This window comes from Phaeobacter sp. A36a-5a (assembly GCF_037911135.1).
GTDB lineage: Bacteria > Pseudomonadota > Alphaproteobacteria > Rhodobacterales > Rhodobacteraceae > Phaeobacter > Phaeobacter bryozoorum.
This window is the reverse complement of the sequence record NZ_JBBLYU010000001.1, coordinates 757,200-773,940: the sequence shown is the minus strand read 5'-3', so window position 1 is coordinate 773,940 and position 16,741 is coordinate 757,200. Positions and strand designations below refer to the sequence as shown.

The window sequence follows — 16,741 nt, the reverse complement described above, 5'->3', positions numbered from 1 at the left end:
CGGCGGAAAGAGGGCGTTCACAGTCTGTTCCGCAGACATCCGCAACAGGTCAACCGGGCAAATCCCGAAAATCTTCAGTAGTTTAAACCCCGACACCCCGGAATTTAGGTTAACGATTAACACAATTGAAAACTCAACCGACCAGCATGGACCAGCGGCCATAGCGCCGTGAGGGCACTCTCAATCGGACGGCAGACGGCACCATGAAACCTGATCTCAAAACCAGCGTCGCGGAGAAAATCCGCAGCATGTCACTCCTTTTCGTGCTGGTTGTGGCCGCGGCCGCCTCGGTCTGGGCCGTTTTTGCGGTGCCAACCCCCATCGTCGATCACATGCTGGAAGCCGACATCCGCAAACAGGCGGAACTCTGGCAGCGGCGGATCGTCCTGCATATGGCAAACCCGGAGGAGTCGTTCAAGGAGGGCATCATCCAGCCGCATGACGCCCATATGCTGGCGCTGTTCACCGAGGAAACCGATGTCTACCGCTATCGCCTGCTGACCAGCTCGGGCGAAATTTTCTGGTCCTCGCGCAGCGATGAAATCGGCGAGTTTGAGGCAAATGTCTTTTTCACCACCAAGGTCGCCAAAGGTGAGGTCTACTATATGCACGAAACCTTGCCCGCCTATGACGTCGACGGGCTGACCCTGGCAACCGGCAACTACAACAGCGAGGTCACGCGGGAGATCGCACAGGTATACATGCCCCTTATTCATAACGGGCATTTCGACGGTGCGATTGATTTCCATACCGATATCACCGAGCTGCGGAATATCTTCATCAACCGGGTGCGGCTGTCGCTGATCGTGCTGACATCCATAGCGCTGCTGGCAATGACAATTGCTGTTTATGTCGTGTTCAAATCGAACCGATTCCGCATGAATCAGCTGCGCCAGCGCAACGAGACCGAGCGCGAGATCCTGGACGAGCAGCTGCGGCTGGCCCGTGAAGTGCAGCTGCTGGGAGAGCTGAACGAATGGCTGCAATCCAGCCGTTCGCTCGACGAGCTGTTCGACATGGTGGCCCGTTTCATGACCCATATCCTGCCGACGGCAGAGGGCAGCGTCTATGTCTACTCCAACTCGCGCGATGTGCTTGACGGCTGTGCCAGCTGGAATGGCGGCAGTCACAAGGACCATATCCACCCGGAAGAATGCTGGGGGCTGCGTCGCGGCCGCAGCTATGAATTCGGCTCCTCCGAGATTGATTTTGTCTGCGAACATGCCGAGCCGCATGACGGCCGCGCCTATTACTGCTTCCCGATTCTGGCCCATGGCGAGACCGTCGGCCTGATGCATCTGCGCGCGCTGAGCGACGCCACCGAAGAGTTCCGCAGCAGCAAGAAACTGGCCCAGATGTGCGCCGAACAGATCTCCATGGCGATCGCCAATGTGCGGATGCGCGACCAGCTGCATGATCAGTCGGTGCGTGATCCGCTGACCGGTCTGTTCAACCGCCGCCACATGACGGAGACCCTGCGCAAGAGCATCTCCAGCAGCCAGAAAAGCGGCACACCGCTGAGCCTGATTGCGGTGGATGTGGATCATTTCAAGAAGTTCAATGACAATCACGGCCATGATGCCGGTGACATGGTCCTGCGGGCGGTCGGTTCGGTGCTGGAACAGGCCTGTGACGGCGATGAAGTGGCCTGCCGTCCGGGCGGAGAGGAATTCACGCTGATCCTTCCCGGGGTCAGCCAGCAGGATGTGATGACCAAGGCCGAGCTGCTGCGCCAGGCCGTGGAGGCGATTGTCGTCCGCTACGGCGAGAAGGCGCTGCCGGGGATTTCGATCTCGCTTGGCGTGGCCCATTACCCGCGCCACGGCACGATGCCACAGGACCTGCTGCGCGCCTCCGACGAGGCGCTCTACGAGGCAAAGGCGAAAGGCCGCAACCAGGTCTGTGTCGCCTCCTCCGCAGAGCAGGCGCCACGCAACCCTGCCGCGCAGACAGGTCCCTCAAAGCCGTCGGATTCGGGCAGCTCGATCGCTGCGGAGTAGGCCGGAGCCCCCTTCCCCCGCAGCAGAAACCGGGCCGACGGGCATTGACCAAAGCCCCGTCACAGCGACCAAACGATGCACCCGGCGCCAGCGCCCCAGTTGCGGCGGCTGGATTGACGGCGTGACCGGGCAACTGGGCGCGTGGGCAGACCGCCTTCGACACGGGCTTCGCGCTCGCTGCGCGATCCTTCGGATCGGTCATTGACCAGCCAACAGGATGACACGCCCCGACGCCGACCGTTGGCCCATCGGGCGCGCAATAGCCCTCTTTTACAATTGGCGGACACATCGCGCGCCCGATGGGCCTGGCTCTGGGCCTGGCGTGGCCCCTCGACCCGGCGTGATCCCCGCAAGGCCGCGACAAGACACCGATCAGAAGGCTCGCAAGCAATAGAGGCACGCACAATGCACCGGGGTGGTAACGGATGGCAGCGACCCGCGAGAAAGGCACCAAAAGGGCGCGCAGCGGGTGGCGCATACGGACGACAACAGCGCCGGAGATGGAACGGGTGCGGTCCAAATAGTTACAAAAATGTTTCAATGCTGCACTCCACACTAGACTTTTGCTGCAAGGCAGCGACAAATGCGCAGCATGGATCTGCACCAGCGTTACCCCGCTCTCAGTGACCTTCGCCAGCGCGCCCGGCGGCGCCTGCCCCGTTTCGTTTGGGAGTATCTGGACAGTGGCACCGGGCGAGAGGCGACCACCGCCCGCAACCGCAAAGCGCTGGATTGTATCGGCTTTGCCCCGTCGATTCTGCATGGGCCGCAACAGCCCTCGCTCAGCTCCAAGTTTCTGGGCGTGTCGCGCCCGCTGCCGTTTGGCATTGCGCCAGTTGGCATGTCGGGGCTGATCTGGCCCGACGCGGAACGCCAGCTGGCCCGCTGCGCCGCGGCGCAGGGCCTGCCCTACTGCCTGTCGACCGTGGCAAGCCAGTCCCCCGAAGATCTGGCCGATGACCTCGGGGCGGCGCCGTGGTTCCAGCTTTACCCGCCGAAGGATCCCGCCATCCGCCGCGATATGCTGCAGCGCGCCAAATCCGCAGGCTTTGCCGGTCTGGTGCTGACAGTTGATGTGCCCGTGGCCTCGCGCCGGGAACGGCAGACGCGCTCCGGGTTGACGCAGCCCCCCCGGCTGACGCCCCGGTTGCTGGCACAGGTGGCGATGCGACCGGCCTGGGCCCTGGGCATGGCGCGCCGGGGGATGCCGCATATGCGGACGCTGGATAAATATGTGACCGGCCAGAGCGGCAGCCTGTCGTCGACGGCCCATGTCGGCTATCTGCTGCGCACCTCGCCCGATTGGGACTATGTGAAATGGCTGCGCGATCATTGGGAGGGGCCGCTGATCATCAAGGGGGTGATGCGCGCCGAGGATGCCACACCGCTGGAGGCGCTTGGCGTCGATGCGCTGTGGGTATCGAACCATGCCGGGCGCCAGTTCGATGCGGCCCGCGCCACCATCGAGGCCCTGCCGGATATTCGTGCGGCCACCACCCTGCCGCTGATTTTCGACAGCGGTATCGAAGGTGGTCTGGATATCCTGCGCGCGCTGGCGCTGGGGGCGGACTATGTCATGTTAGGCCGCGCGTTCCACTTTGCGCTGGCAGCGCTTGGCCCGCAGGGGCCAGACCATCTGATCGATCTTTTGCGCCTGGATCTGCTGGCAAACATGGGCCAGCTGGGGGCGGAGGACCTGACGATGCTGCCGCAACCGCTCCCACTTCAGCCGATTGCGCCGCCATTTGCGACATTTAGGACCGATACGGACCTAAAATCTCCGCCGTAATCGTATTTTTTGCCGGATTCTGGCCTCAGGTCAGCGCTATCACGCTGTCCATACCCAGAACTACGTCTATACCGGACCCTAATTTGCGCTTATCACTCCGCCAAACTGCACGACCCCGAGGAAGCCATGACTGACTTCAAGAAAATCCTGATCGCCAACCGCGGCGAAATCGCCATCCGCGTCATGCGGGCAGCCAATGAGATGGGCAAGAAGACGGTTGCCGTCTATGCCGAAGAGGACAAGCTGGGCCTGCACCGGTTCAAGGCGGATGAAGCCTATCGGATCGGCGAAGGTCTGGGACCGGTGGCCGCCTATCTGTCGATTGACGAGATCATCCGCGTGGCCAAGGAAAGTGGCGCCGATGCGATCCACCCCGGCTACGGCCTGCTGTCGGAGAACCCGGATTTCGTGGATGCCTGCGCCCGCAACGGCATCACCTTTATCGGTCCGAAGGCGGAAACCATGCGCGCGCTCGGCGACAAGGCCAGTGCCCGTCGCGTCGCAATCGAGGCCGGCGTGCCGGTGATCCCCGCCACCGAAGTGCTGGGCGATGACATGGATGCGATCCGCGCCGAAGCGGCTGAGGTCGGCTATCCCCTGATGCTGAAAGCCTCCTGGGGCGGCGGCGGTCGCGGTATGCGCCCGATCCACAGCGAATCCGAACTTGAGGAAAAGGTGCTGGAAGGCCGCCGCGAAGCGGAAGCGGCCTTTGGCAATGGCGAGGGCTATCTGGAAAAGATGATCACCCGCGCCCGCCACGTCGAGGTACAGATCCTGGGCGACAAACACGGCGAGATCTACCACCTTTATGAGCGGGATTGCTCGGTGCAGCGCCGCAACCAGAAAGTGGTCGAGCGTGCGCCCGCCCCCTATCTGACCGAGGAACAGCGCGCCGAAATCTGCGATCTGGGCCGCAAGATCTGCCAGCATGTGAACTATGAATGCGCAGGCACCGTCGAATTCCTGATGGATATGAACGACGGCAAATTCTACTTCATCGAGGTGAACCCGCGGGTGCAGGTGGAGCATACGGTGACCGAGGAAGTCACCGGCATCGACATCGTGCAGGCGCAGATCCTGATCGCCGAGGGCAAGACCATTGCCGAGGCCACCGGCAAGGCGTCGCAGGACGAGATCCAGCTCAATGGTCATGCGCTACAGACCCGGGTGACCACCGAGGATCCGCTCAACAACTTCATCCCGGATTACGGTCGAATCACCGCCTATCGCTCGGCAACGGGCATGGGCATTCGTCTGGATGGCGGCACTGCCTATGCGGGCGGCGTGATCACCCGTTACTATGATTCGCTACTGACCAAGGTGACGGCCAAGGCCCCCACCCCGGAAAAGGCGATTGCCCGCATGGACCGCGCGCTGCGTGAATTCCGGGTGCGCGGTGTCAGCACCAATATCGCCTTTGTCGAGAACCTGCTGAAACACCCGACCTTCCTGTCGAATGAATACACCACCAAATTCATCGACGAGACGCCGGAGCTGTTCCAATTCGCCAAGCGCCGCGACCGCGGCACCAAGGTGCTGACCTATATCGCCGATATCTCGGTGAACGGGCATCCCGAAACCGAAGGTCGCCCGGCGCCTCATCCCGATCTGAAAGAGCCGCGCGCGCCCAAGGCCGATGCCGCGACGCAGCCCTATGGCACCCGCAACCTGCTGGAGCAAAAGGGCGCGCAGGCGGTGGCCGACTGGATGAAGGCGCAGCGTCAGCTGCTGCTGACTGATACCACCATGCGCGACGGCCACCAGTCGCTGCTGGCCACCCGGATGCGCAGCCATGACATGATCAAGGTGGCCCCGGCCTATGCCCAGAACCTGAGCCAGCTGTTCTCGGTCGAGTGCTGGGGCGGTGCGACATTCGACGTGGCCTATCGCTTCCTTCAGGAATGCCCCTGGCAGCGGCTGCGCGACCTGCGCGAGCGGATGCCGAACCTGATGACCCAGATGCTGCTGCGCGCCTCCAATGGTGTCGGCTATACCAACTATCCCGACAATGTGGTGCAGAGCTTTGTGAAACAGGCGGCCACCGGCGTTGATGTATTCCGCGTCTTTGACAGCCTGAACTGGGTCGAGAACATGCGCGTCGCCATGGATGCGGTCGTTGAAAGCGGCAAGATCTGCGAAGGCACCATCTGCTATACCGGCGATATCCTTGATCCGAACCGCGCCAAATACGACCTGAAGTATTATGTCGGCATGGCCAAGGAGCTGGAAGCGGCAGGCGCGCATATTCTGGGCCTGAAGGACATGGCGGGCCTGCTGAAGCCGGCCGCTGCCCGCCAGCTGGTCAAGGCGCTGAAAGAAGAGGTCGGCCTGCCGGTCCATTTCCACACCCATGACACCTCGGGTGTGGCTGGTGCCACCATCCTGGCGGCAGCGGATGCCGGCGTCGATGCGGTGGACGCGGCTATGGACGCCTTCAGTGGCGGCACCTCGCAGCCCTGCCTCGGCTCCATCGTCGAAGCGCTGCGCAACACCGACCGCGACACCGGGCTGGACATCGCCAAGATCCGCGAAATCTCGGACTATTGGGAACAGGTGCGGATGCAATATGCCGCCTTTGAATCCGGGTTGCAGGCGCCCGCCTCGGAGGTCTATCTGCACGAGATGCCCGGCGGCCAGTTCACCAACCTGAAGGCACAGGCGCGCAGCCTGGGGCTGGAGGATCGCTGGCATGAGGTCGCCCAGACCTATGCCGATGTGAACCAGATGTTCGGCGATATCGTGAAGGTGACGCCCTCGTCCAAAGTGGTTGGCGACATGGCACTGATGATGGTCAGCCAGGGTCTGAGCCGCGACGACGTCGAGGATCCGAAGAGTGATGTGGCCTTCCCGGACTCGGTTGTCGACATGATGCGCGGCAACCTCGGCCAGCCTCCGGGTGGCTTCCCTGAGGGGATCGTCTCCAAGGTGCTGAAAGGCGACGCGCCCAATCTGGATCGCCCCGGCGCCCATCTGGACCCGGTCGATCTGGAAGCGACCCGTGCGGAGCTGTCGCGGGAGCTGGAAGGCAAGGCCGTCGATGACGAGGATCTGAACGGCTACCTGATGTATCCCAAGGTGTTCCTCGACTACATGGGCCGCCATCGCCAATATGGTCCGGTCCGCAGCCTGCCCACCCGCACCTTCTTTTACGGGATGGAACCGGGCGAGGAGATCACCGCAGAAATCGACCCCGGCAAGACGCTGGAAATCCGCCTGCAGGCCATCGGCGATACCGATGACAAGGGCGAGGTGAAAGTCTTCTTTGAACTCAACGGCCAGCCCCGCGTCATCCGCGTGCCGAACCGTCTGGTCAAGGCGACGACGCAGGCCCGGCCCAAGGCCGAGCAGGGCAATGCAAACCATGTCGGCGCGCCGATGCCCGGTGTCGTGGCCACCGTTGCCGTGCAGGTTGGCCAGCCGGTGCATGAGGGCGACCTGCTGCTGACCATCGAGGCGATGAAGATGGAAACCGGCATCCATGCCGAGCGCGATGCGGTGGTGAAGGCCCTGCATGTGCAGGCAGGCGGGCAGATCGACGCCAAGGATCTGCTGATCGAGCTGGAGTGATCACAGCCCGCGCCTGTCACCGATGACAGGCACTGCGACTATCATATGAAGGCGTCCCCGCATTCCGGGGGCGCCTTTTTCTGTGAGGTGGCGCGGTCTGCCAGATGCGCGGTGGTCAGATCAGCGCCTGTGTCTCGATCTGTGGTGGCAACATCACCGGGGCCTCGGCGGTATGAAGACCCGCAGCCTGCCCATCCGTGGTGAGTTTGGCGCCGATCGCCAGACCAATGGCGACGGTCAGGCCAAGGATGCGCAATGTGTCCAGCCTGTCGTCCAAGGATTTACCCATCCGGTCGCGCAGCGGTTTGCTAAGCAGTGTCATCTCGGGGCTCCCTTTCGGTTTCGCAGATATTTCCGCGGGTTGGCCCGGCTCGTTGGCTCGCAAACATCAGGTCGTCTTGGCCAGGCTCATGTCATCATCATAAGGGTAAAACGCCGCACGTGGCGGCTTCCGTCGCTCAAAACACCGTGACGGTCATTTTTTGCCGACGGCTTTGCGTTTTTCCCTTGCAGCCCTGCCTGTGAATGACTAAATCCGCTTCACCGAATGGCAGCGCGGGCGTAGCTCAGGGGTAGAGCATAACCTTGCCAAGGTTAGGGTCGGGCGTTCGAATCGCCTCGCCCGCTCCATTTGGATACATGAAAAGGCCACCGCTTGCAGACGCAACGGTGGCCTTTCGCGTTTGTGAAATACGACATAGCCTCTGGCTTGCGCGGAATCACTTCAGCGCCTAAGAACAGAGCGCGAACAGCTGCAACGGCAGCATGAGAACAGGTGATACGGCAGCATGCTCACATCGGTAGAACTCTGCGCTGGTGCAGGCGGCCAGGCACTGGGGCTTGAGAAAGCCGGCTTTGACCACACCGCGCTGGTCGAAATCGACAAACATTGCTGCGCCACCCTGCGCCATAACCGGCCCCAGTGGAATGTGCTGGAAGAGGATGTGCGCGCCTTCAAGGCGGATGCCGACGCCTATCGCGGCATTGACCTGCTGGCTGGCGGGCTGCCCTGCCCACCATTTTCGGTCGCCGGCAAACAGCTCGGCGAGAAGGACGAGCGCAACCTCTTTGACGATGCCATCGAAATCGTCGCCGCCACCCGCCCCCGCGCGGTGATGATCGAGAATGTGCGCGGCTTTCTGGATGCAGTATTCCATGACTACCGCGAGAAGCTGAAGAAACAGCTGGCCAAACTGGGCTATGAGACCGACTGGCGCCTGCTGAATGCTTCCGACTTCGGCGTGCCGCAGCTGCGCCCGCGGGTGGCCATCGTCGCCCTGCGCAAGGAATTCTCCGGCCAGTTCAACTGGCCCGAGCCGCTGCCGCATAATCCCCGCACCGTGGGCGAGACCCTGCTTGACCTGATGAAGGAACGCGGCTGGCGCGGGGCCGAGGAGTGGGCCGCCAGGGCCGATGAGATTGCGCCAACGATTGTGGGCGGCTCCAAGAAACATGGCGGGCCGGACCTCGGCCCCACCCGGGCGCGGCGCGCCTGGGCCGCCTTGGGCGTCGAGGGGCGCACCATCGCCTATGAGGCGCCGGATCCCTTTCACAACGACATGCCGCGCCTCACCGTGCGGATGGTGGCGCGCATTCAGGGCTTCCCCGACAGCTGGCATTTCACCGGGGCCAAGACCAACGCCTATCGCCAGGTCGGCAATGCCTTTCCGCCGCCGGTGGCCGAAGCCGTGGCCCGGCAGATCCGTCAGGCCATCGCACGCCCCAGCCTGAAGGTGGTGACCAGCCCTGCCACCGGGCGTTGATCGGGCCGTCGTGATGGCGCTGCGCGATGTAGGGCCACATCCTGCCCTGTCACCTTTCCCAAAATACTCAAGCCACGGCTGCAACCGGGAACAGGCTCTGCGATGAAACAGAAACTGCCGCCCAGCCGGATCCATCCCGGCCATGCCGATCACCTGCTGCTCAGCGCGCTGGCACAGGATATCACCAGCCGCGCAGGCGGCCCGATGGAGCTGGCGGCCGGCTTTCCGCTGATGCTGCGCACGTGCATCGACGATGTGATCCTGACCGCCAAGACCGGGCGGCGCGCCTATGAGGATCTGGAAAAAACCGAGAAGACCTATATCGGCACCCGCGTCGAGATTGAGCTGCGGGCGCTGCTGCGCCTGCCAAAGGGGCGGTTGGATACCGTGATCCTCGGCCATGATGTGGATATCAAACACACCATGGGCAGCAATTGGATGATCCCGACCGAAGCCGTCGACCAGCCCTGTATCCTGGTGGCGGCGGATGAGCCGCGGGCGCGCTGTTACCTCGGGCTGATCGTCGCGCGGCAGGCCTATCTGACCGCCGGTCAGAACAAGGACGCCAAACGCTCGATCTCGGCCGAGGGGTTTGGCAATATTCTCTGGCTGCTCTGTGATCAGCCCTATCCGGCCAATTTCTGGCGCCTGCTGCCGGAGCGGGTGGTGGCGCGTATCTTTGCCGGGGAGAGCGGCAATGCCCGGATGGCGACGCTGTTCCGGGAGGTGCAGCGTCAGCCGATTCCCCGTGACGTCGTCGAGGCGGTGGCCGCGCAGAAGGATTTCATGCGACGGATCCGTTCGGATGGCGGCCATGGCACGCGGGACCTGCTGGGGCGGGAGGGCATCGTTATCCTTGAGGGGCGCAAGGATGCGCAGCTGATCCGCGCACTTGACCTGCCCCATTGCGGCGGCTCGGAGTTCATATCGGCGCAGCTCTCCAACCTGACGCAGGCGCGGCTGGCCGCCAGCGCTGGTCACACGATCCGCGAAGATTTTTTCGATCCGAGGTGAAAACCCGCTGTTTTTCGGTTGCAGCCCTGCGCGCAATTGCCTATTCACCGCCTCACCGGATGGCAGCGCGGGCGTAGCTCAGGGGTAGAGCATAACCTTGCCAAGGTTAGGGTCGGGCGTTCGAATCGCCTCGCCCGCTCCATCGGGATCACAAAGGCCGCTCTTTTGAGCGACTTTTTGTTTTTCTACCAAAAACACAGGGTTACCCGGCCATCTGCGGTGTCTTTACGGCGATGATGATTGCGGCATCTGGATCTGCGCGCAGGGCTGACGTGCAGGGCTGACGTACGGGTGGGCGTCCGATTAATTTCTTCACGCAGCTGTCATTTTTCCTCTTGCAGGTGCTGCGGCAATTTCCTAAACACCGCCTCACCAAATGGCAGCGCGGGCGTAGCTCAGGGGTAGAGCATAACCTTGCCAAGGTTAGGGTCGGGCGTTCGAATCGCCTCGCCCGCTCCATTTGGACTGCAAAGGCCGCTCTTTACGAGCGGCCTTTTGCGTTTCCGCACCCGGATCAGCGCCACGATGCGCTTGCGCGAACATTTGATCAAATTCCTTTGACGCGACTCTCAAAACCCGCCAATGCTGTGCCAAAGGGGCCAGAGCCCCATCGCCTATGCGCCGCAGGTCTGGCGCTTCAGCTCAGGAGGACAACAGCCCATGGCCCCGGTCATCTATCCCACCACCAATTTCACCGCCACCGAACAGCTCTGCCTTGAGAGCGGCGAGGGCATCTATGTGTTCGACAGCGAGGGCAACAAATATATCGAAGGGCTGGCCGGGCTCTGGTGTACATCGCTGGGCTACAGCAATACCGAAGTGATGGATGCGATCACCGAGCAGCTGCATAAGCTGCCATTTTCGCACACCTTTGGCGGCAAGACCCATCAGCCGATCCAGGATCTGGCGAAGAAGCTGGCCGCGATGGTGCCGGTGGAGGACGCCTATATCTTCTTTGGCAACTCAGGCTCCGACGCCAATGACACCCATTACAAGATGCTGCGCTATTACTTCAACGCAATCGGCAAGCCGGAGAAGCGCAAGATCATCACCCGCGAGCGCGGCTATCACGGGGTCACGGTTGCAGCCGGCTCGCTGACCTCCCTGCCCGCGAATCTTGCGCATTTTGATGCCCCGCTGGAGGCGCTGTCGATCCTGCGCGCCGACTCGCCGCATTATTACACCGCCCGCAAGGGCAATGAGACCGAGGCGCAATTTGTCGAGCGCATCCTTCAGAACCTCGAAGACCAGATCCTGGCGGAAGATCCCGAAACGATTGCGGCGATGATCGTGGAGCCGATCACTGGCGCCTCTGGCGTGATCGTGCCGCCGGAGGGCTACTATGAGGGGCTACAGGCGCTGCTGCGCAAATATGGCATTCTGGTCTGGGCCGATGAGGTGATCTGTGGCTTTGGGCGCACCGGCGCCGATTTCGGCTGCACCACCATGGGCATCAAGCCGGATCTGATGACCTTTGCCAAGCAGTTGTCCTCGGCCTATTTCCCGATCTCGGCCTCGGTCATTCCGGGCTGGATGTATGAGGCGATGGTGGATCAGACCAATCAGGTCGGCGTGTTTGGGCATGGCTATACCTACTCCGGGCACCCGGTCGCCTGTGCCGCCGCGCTGAAGACGCTCGAAATCTACGAGCGCGACAATCTGTTCGACCACGCCGCCGAGGTTGGCAGCTACATGCAGGCGCAGCTGCGCGAGATCTTTACAGATCATCCGCTGGTGGGCGAAGTGCGCGGCAAGGGGCTGATCGCGGCGCTGGAACTGGTCTCGAACAAGACCACCGGCGCAAGCTTTGACAGGGGTCTTGCCGGGGCCACCGCGCAAAGGCTGTGTCAGGACAATGGTCTGATCCTGCGGGCCGTGGCCGGGAATGCGGTCGCGCTCTGCCCGCCGCTGATCATCACGAAGGATGAGGTGGACGACATGCTGGCACGCCTGAAAACCGCAATCGACGCCAGTTTCGAAGAGCTGAAGGCAGCCGGTCACCTGGCGCATTGAGGCCGCAGACGCCCCAGTGTGCAACGACGGACCGACAAGAGCAGCGCCCCGGCTGAGGCGCTGCTTTTTTATCGCCCCCAAGACCTCCGCCTAGCCAGACAACAGGCTGATAACGACACCCGCGAGATCTGTGCGATATCCGGTAATGTCACAATCTTGCGGTTTTTCCCCGTGAAAGGATCACAAATTACTGCGAGGTTTGTCTTATCCCAAGGGTGTTCCAAACCTTGCATTTCAGCACCAGCGCATTTCGCGATCCCGCATGGCCCTGTGGTCGGATGGTTTCGGGGGGAACCTGATGGTCAGGGACCTGTGGGATACGGAGACCAATGGGTCCGGGGACCACTGTATCCGGTAGGTCGGGGGAACCGGGGCATGGGACGTGAGGCGGCACGGACCGCGTCACTCCCTGCCGCCGGACAGTCTGGCTGAAACTCTGCGTGAAGTTCTGCCTGACAGGCTGCGGGCCGCAGAGCTTCCTGTCTGAGCCTTTGAGCCGGATCCGAGGTCAGAACACCTTGAAGGTCATCGTTGTCAGCGAGCGTTCGATTCCCTCGATATCGAGCAGCTGATCGTTGATGTATTTGCCAACATCCTGATCGCTGGGAATGTAGAGTTTCATCAGGAGATCATAATCGCCACTGGTGGAATAAAGCTCGGAGTGGATTTCACGCAGGGCAATCTCTTCGGCCACTTTGTAGGTGGTGCCGGGTTTGCAGCGGATCTGGATAAAGACGCAGGTGGACATGATGGCCCTCAACTGTTTGGGAATGCGTGGTTTGCGCGCCAAGCTGGCATGCGGGCGCAGCAGAGGCAATCCCCGGCGACGGGCATTAGGGGCTGGCCGCAGACAATTGGCGCAACAGTTTTGCGCCAATTGACGCGGCAGGCTTGAGCGCGGCCCCGCCCTGCCCCTATAAGCAGCGGCAGGATATCAAGGACATGCCGACCATGCGTACCGCTCAGATCACCCGCAAGACCGCCGAAACCGAGATCAGTGTCGAGATCAACCTCGATGGCACTGGTGCCTATGACAATCAGACCGGCGTCGGTTTCTTTGATCACATGCTGGACCAGCTGTCGCGCCACTCGCTGATCGACATGACCATCCGCGCCAAGGGTGACTATCACATCGACGACCACCACACGGTGGAGGACACCGGCATTGCACTGGGTCAGGCGCTGGTTGCCGCACTTGGCGACAAGAAAGGCATCAACCGTTATGGCGAATGCCACCTGCCGATGGATGACGCCCAGGTGCGCTGTGCGCTGGATCTGTCGGCACGCCCCTTCCTGATCTGGAACGTTGAGCTGCCAACCCAGAAGATCGGCAGCTTTGATACCGAGCTGGTGCGCGAGTTCTTTCAAGCCTTGAGCACCCATGGCGGCATCACCCTGCACATCGACCAGCTGCACGGGTTCAACAGCCACCATATTGCCGAGGCCGCGTTCAAGGCGGTGGCGCGCGCGCTGCGCACCGCCGTTGAGACCGACCCGCGCAAGGCGGATGCGATCCCGTCCACCAAAGGCGCTCTGTAAATGCTGACCGCGATCATCGACTATGAATCCGGCAATCTCCACTCCGCCGAAAAAGCCTTTCAGCGCATGGCGCGGGAGGTGAATGGCGGCGAGGTGATCGTGACCTCTGACGCGGATGTGGTGGCGCGGGCCGATCGGCTGGTGCTGCCCGGCGACGGCGCCTTTCCGGCCTGCGCAGAAGAACTGCGCGGCCATCGCGGCATCTATGAGGCGATGGTGGAGGCGGTCGAGCAGAACGGCCGACCCTTCCTCGGCATCTGCGTCGGTATGCAGCTGATGGCCACCACCGGTCATGAGTATCGCGAGACGCCCGGCCTTGGCTGGGTTGAGGGCGATGTGGTCAAGATCACCCCAAGCGACCACAGTCTGAAAGTGCCGCATATGGGCTGGAACAATCTGGTGATCGACCATGACCACGCGATTTTTGATGGTATTTCCTCAGGCGATCACTGCTATTTCGTGCATTCCTATCATTTCCGCGTCACCGATCCGGCGGAACGGCTGGCGCATGTGGACTATGGCGGCGATGTCACGGCCGTCATCGGGCGCGACACCATGGTGGGGATGCAGTTTCACCCGGAGAAAAGCCAGGATATCGGCCTGCGGATGATCGGGAATTTTCTGACCTGGCGACCGTGACACAGCGGTTGGCCCGCAGCATATGAAAAGCCGCCTGCTGCACAGGCGGCTTTTGTTTTTGAGTATTTATGGAAAGATGACAGGCGGGGCGCGATCAGGCCGCTGCCCTGCGCAGCGAGAGCGGCGCCGCACCATAGGCCTTGCGAAAGGCACGGCTGAAGCCTTCGGGGCTGGCATAGGCATAGCGGCGGGCCACGGCCTCCACCCGGTCGCCGCGCGTGAGATCCTGATGCGCCAGAATCAACCGCCAGCGGCGCAGGTACCCCATCGGGGTTTCGCCGACAGCGGCCCCGAACAGCTCGGCAAAGCGGGACAGCGACAGGCCGGCGACCTCGGCCAGATCGGCATTGCTCCAAAGGCGGCCGGGGTGATCGTGCATCGCCACAATCGCCCGGCTGAGACGCGGGTCGGACAGCCCTGCCAGCAGCCCCGGCTCCGTAGCACCCTCGCGGATCTGATGCCGCAGCAGCCGCACCATCAGCACCTCCCCCAGCCGGTTGATCACCGATTGCGCCCCACAGCGCTGCGCATCGGCCTCATCCCGCATCAACCGCAGCAGATTCCGGGCCTCCGGCTTGTCGGCGATGTCATAATCCACCAGCCCGGGCAGTGCGGCGATGAGCGGATTGCGGCGCCCTGACCAATCCACCCGTGCCGCCCACATCACCCTGTCAGGCGGCTGCGCCGGGGCATCATCACAACTGCTGTAGAGCAGCCGCACCGGCTCCCCCGACGCATCCGCCAGAGCGATAAGATTGGCCTCTCCCGGTGCGGCAGCGCGAACGGAGAGCTGGAAACGCTCCATCAATGTGGTCAGGCGGTCCATGATATCGGTGTTTCCATCAGGTTTTTCGGATTTATCTGATACTATGCTGCGCCATACTTCGAGACAAGCCCCCAGGGCTGACTTCGAACAAGGAGCGACAACATGTTGATGCCACGCCAACCCACGCCCGATCTGACCCTGCCAACGCTGGACCATGGACCGTTTGACCTGTCGCGGGAAGACAGCCAGCGCGGCACCGTGATCTGCTTTTATCGCGGACTGCACTGCCCGATCTGTGCCAACTACCTCAAGGAACTGGAAAAACGGGTGGCCGATTTCGCCAGCCGTGGCGTGAACTGCATTGCGGTCAGTTCGGACGGCGAAGAGCGCACCCGCGCTATGGCCGAGAAGATCGAGGCGAAGAACCTACGGTTTGGCTATGATCTGCCCCTGAATGTCGCCCGCCAATGGGGTCTGTACCTGTCGACCTCACGCGGGAAGACATCAATCGGGATCGAGGAGCCGGCGCTGTTCTCCGAACCGGGCCTGTTCATGGTGACCCCGGAGCAGACGCTCTACTATGGGTCGGTGCAGACCATGCCCTTTGTCCGGCCGCATTTTTCAGAGCTGGTATCGGCGCTGGATTTCGCCATCGCCAACGACTATCCGGCGCGCGGCGAATACGACGGCGACGTCTGACGCGGGCTGCGCCAGGTCGCGGCGCCTGTTGGCGACGGCGTGCTGTGGCCGGATCGCCACCTGCCTCAGGTCGACAGGCAGAAATCCGGGCAAGAATGGATGGACAGCGGTGCCGCACAAGGGCATACACCGCAGACCCAGATATCCCAGTCGCTTGCAGGTCACCGTCCGGTGCAGATCCGTCTTGAAAAATTCGACCACCAGGAAGGCCAGCACCGCTATTGCGTGCTGCATCTGAGCCGAACCCTGTTTGGCGAATGGTGTGTCGAGCAGACCAGCGGGCCCTTGGGTGAGGCCGGAGGGCAGCAGCGGCGCAGCTACTATGCCTCGCAGGAGATCGCGCTGGCCGCAGCGGCGCAGCAGCGCGACCGTCAGATCAAACGCGGCTTTGTCCCGATTCCGGTTCAGCTGGGGCTGTTCTAGACCGGCACAAAAAAGGCGGCGCAGACATACCGTCCACGCCGCCCGTCCGATCGCTAACAGCAATCCGGCTGTTTACTTCACGCGGCTCCAGGTCTGTTTGGAGCAGATCAGCCCGCCCGCGACACAGCCCCGCAGAGCCAGCGATGTGCCCGACAGGTTCATCTTGCCGATGTAGATCTTGTTGTTCGACGGCCGCCAGACCTTGCCCGCATAAGACCCGTCGCCATTGGCCACCATATCGATCACCAATGTCTTGCCGATATTGGGGGATTTATACTCTCCCTCGGCATTGAAGGTCCGGCTGATCTTGCCGCAGACCGCCGCGCCGCAGGGCGCCATGGTGACATGCGCATAAGAGCCGTCATCCGTCTGCGTCTTCCAGGTGCCCAGCACCGGATCCGCCGCGGCCATGCCCGCCAGCCCCAGTGCAAATGTCACGCCAAGTGCCAGTTTCTTCATGTGTCATCCTCCCTTTTGCAGCCAGTCTGGCCGCCAAGAGGCAATTCAGGCAAGCTTGACCTCGGGTCGC

General features: G+C 62.2%; 14 protein-coding genes and 3 tRNA genes. 13 read left to right on the top strand and 4 right to left on the bottom strand.

Annotated features, from left to right (window positions below; genetic code table 11):
* The first annotated feature begins 203 nt into the window (after window positions 1–203).
* The 3 genes from WLQ66_RS03640 to WLQ66_RS03630 all read left to right on the top strand — a co-directional run bounded on the left by WLQ66_RS03640 (window position 204) and on the right by WLQ66_RS03630 (window position 7,356).
* Window positions 204–2,000 carry a sensor domain-containing diguanylate cyclase gene (locus WLQ66_RS03640; RefSeq protein ID WP_340545029.1) on the top strand — a complete coding sequence of 599 codons (1,797 nt, stop codon included), beginning with the start codon at window positions 204–206 and terminating at the stop codon, window positions 1,998–2,000.
* A gap of 583 nt (window positions 2,001–2,583) precedes the next feature.
* The gene (locus WLQ66_RS03635; protein WP_340545028.1) at window positions 2,584–3,789 is read left to right on the top strand and encodes an alpha-hydroxy acid oxidase; all 1,206 of its coding nucleotides are present in this window, start codon (window positions 2,584–2,586) and stop codon (window positions 3,787–3,789) included.
* A 126-nt stretch (window positions 3,790–3,915) separates the two neighbouring features.
* Window positions 3,916–7,356, top strand: a complete 3,441-nt coding sequence (locus tag WLQ66_RS03630; protein ID WP_340545027.1) for a pyruvate carboxylase — start codon at window positions 3,916–3,918, stop codon at window positions 7,354–7,356.
* Between the two features lie 115 nt (window positions 7,357–7,471).
* On the opposite strand, the gene WLQ66_RS03625 is transcribed toward WLQ66_RS03630, so the two are convergent.
* Window positions 7,472–7,678, bottom strand: a complete 207-nt coding sequence (locus tag WLQ66_RS03625) for a hypothetical protein (RefSeq protein WP_340545026.1) — start codon at window positions 7,676–7,678, stop codon at window positions 7,472–7,474.
* 233 nt (window positions 7,679–7,911) lie between these two features.
* Between WLQ66_RS03625 and WLQ66_RS03620 the strand changes: the two genes are divergently transcribed.
* The 6 genes from WLQ66_RS03620 (at window position 7,912) to WLQ66_RS03595 (ending at window position 12,146) form a co-directional block, all read left to right on the top strand.
* Window positions 7,912–7,986 (top strand) — tRNA-Gly (locus WLQ66_RS03620).
* 158 nt (window positions 7,987–8,144) lie between these two features.
* Window positions 8,145–9,119, top strand: coding sequence for a DNA cytosine methyltransferase (locus WLQ66_RS03615; RefSeq protein WP_340545025.1), 975 nt, complete (start codon window positions 8,145–8,147; stop codon window positions 9,117–9,119).
* 102 nt (window positions 9,120–9,221) lie between these two features.
* The gene (locus WLQ66_RS03610; protein WP_340545024.1) at window positions 9,222–10,133 is read left to right on the top strand and encodes a NaeI family type II restriction endonuclease; all 912 of its coding nucleotides are present in this window, start codon (window positions 9,222–9,224) and stop codon (window positions 10,131–10,133) included.
* A gap of 67 nt (window positions 10,134–10,200) precedes the next feature.
* Window positions 10,201–10,275: transfer RNA gene (locus WLQ66_RS03605), tRNA-Gly, on the top strand.
* A gap of 242 nt (window positions 10,276–10,517) precedes the next feature.
* Window positions 10,518–10,592 (top strand) — tRNA-Gly (locus tag WLQ66_RS03600).
* 201 nt (window positions 10,593–10,793) lie between these two features.
* Window positions 10,794–12,146, top strand: a complete 1,353-nt coding sequence (locus WLQ66_RS03595) for an aminotransferase (RefSeq protein WP_340545023.1) — start codon at window positions 10,794–10,796, stop codon at window positions 12,144–12,146.
* Between the two features lie 508 nt (window positions 12,147–12,654).
* On the opposite strand, the gene WLQ66_RS03590 is transcribed toward WLQ66_RS03595, so the two are convergent.
* On the bottom strand, window positions 12,655–12,894 hold the full coding sequence (locus tag WLQ66_RS03590) for an Lrp/AsnC family transcriptional regulator (RefSeq protein WP_340545022.1): 240 nt from the start codon (window positions 12,892–12,894) through the stop codon (window positions 12,655–12,657).
* A 203-nt stretch (window positions 12,895–13,097) separates the two neighbouring features.
* Here WLQ66_RS03590 and hisB point away from each other — a divergent pair, with 203 nt between their 5' ends.
* On the top strand, window positions 13,098–13,685 hold the full coding sequence (hisB, locus tag WLQ66_RS03585) for an imidazoleglycerol-phosphate dehydratase HisB (RefSeq protein WP_340545021.1): 588 nt from the start codon (window positions 13,098–13,100) through the stop codon (window positions 13,683–13,685).
* Window positions 13,686–14,324 carry an imidazole glycerol phosphate synthase subunit HisH gene (gene hisH, locus WLQ66_RS03580; RefSeq protein ID WP_340545020.1) on the top strand — a complete coding sequence of 213 codons (639 nt, stop codon included), beginning with the start codon at window positions 13,686–13,688 and terminating at the stop codon, window positions 14,322–14,324.
* A gap of 94 nt (window positions 14,325–14,418) precedes the next feature.
* On the opposite strand, the gene WLQ66_RS03575 is transcribed toward hisH, so the two are convergent.
* Window positions 14,419–15,150, bottom strand: coding sequence for an AraC family transcriptional regulator (locus WLQ66_RS03575; RefSeq protein WP_340545019.1), 732 nt, complete (start codon window positions 15,148–15,150; stop codon window positions 14,419–14,421).
* Between the two features lie 102 nt (window positions 15,151–15,252).
* Between WLQ66_RS03575 and WLQ66_RS03570 the strand changes: the two genes are divergently transcribed.
* A complete protein-coding gene (locus WLQ66_RS03570; RefSeq protein ID WP_340545018.1) occupies window positions 15,253–15,789 on the top strand; it encodes a peroxiredoxin-like family protein in 537 nt (178 codons plus the stop codon).
* Between the two features lie 39 nt (window positions 15,790–15,828).
* Window positions 15,829–16,212 (top strand): WGR domain-containing protein, encoded by a 384-nt coding sequence (locus WLQ66_RS03565; protein ID WP_340545017.1) that lies wholly within the window; start codon window positions 15,829–15,831, stop codon window positions 16,210–16,212.
* Between the two features lie 72 nt (window positions 16,213–16,284).
* Here WLQ66_RS03565 and WLQ66_RS03560 read toward each other — a convergent pair whose 3' ends face one another.
* Window positions 16,285–16,671: a DUF2147 domain-containing protein gene (locus WLQ66_RS03560; protein ID WP_340545016.1), complete on the bottom strand. Its 387-nt coding sequence runs from the start codon at window positions 16,669–16,671 to the stop codon at window positions 16,285–16,287.
* Window positions 16,672–16,741 lie beyond the last annotated feature (70 nt).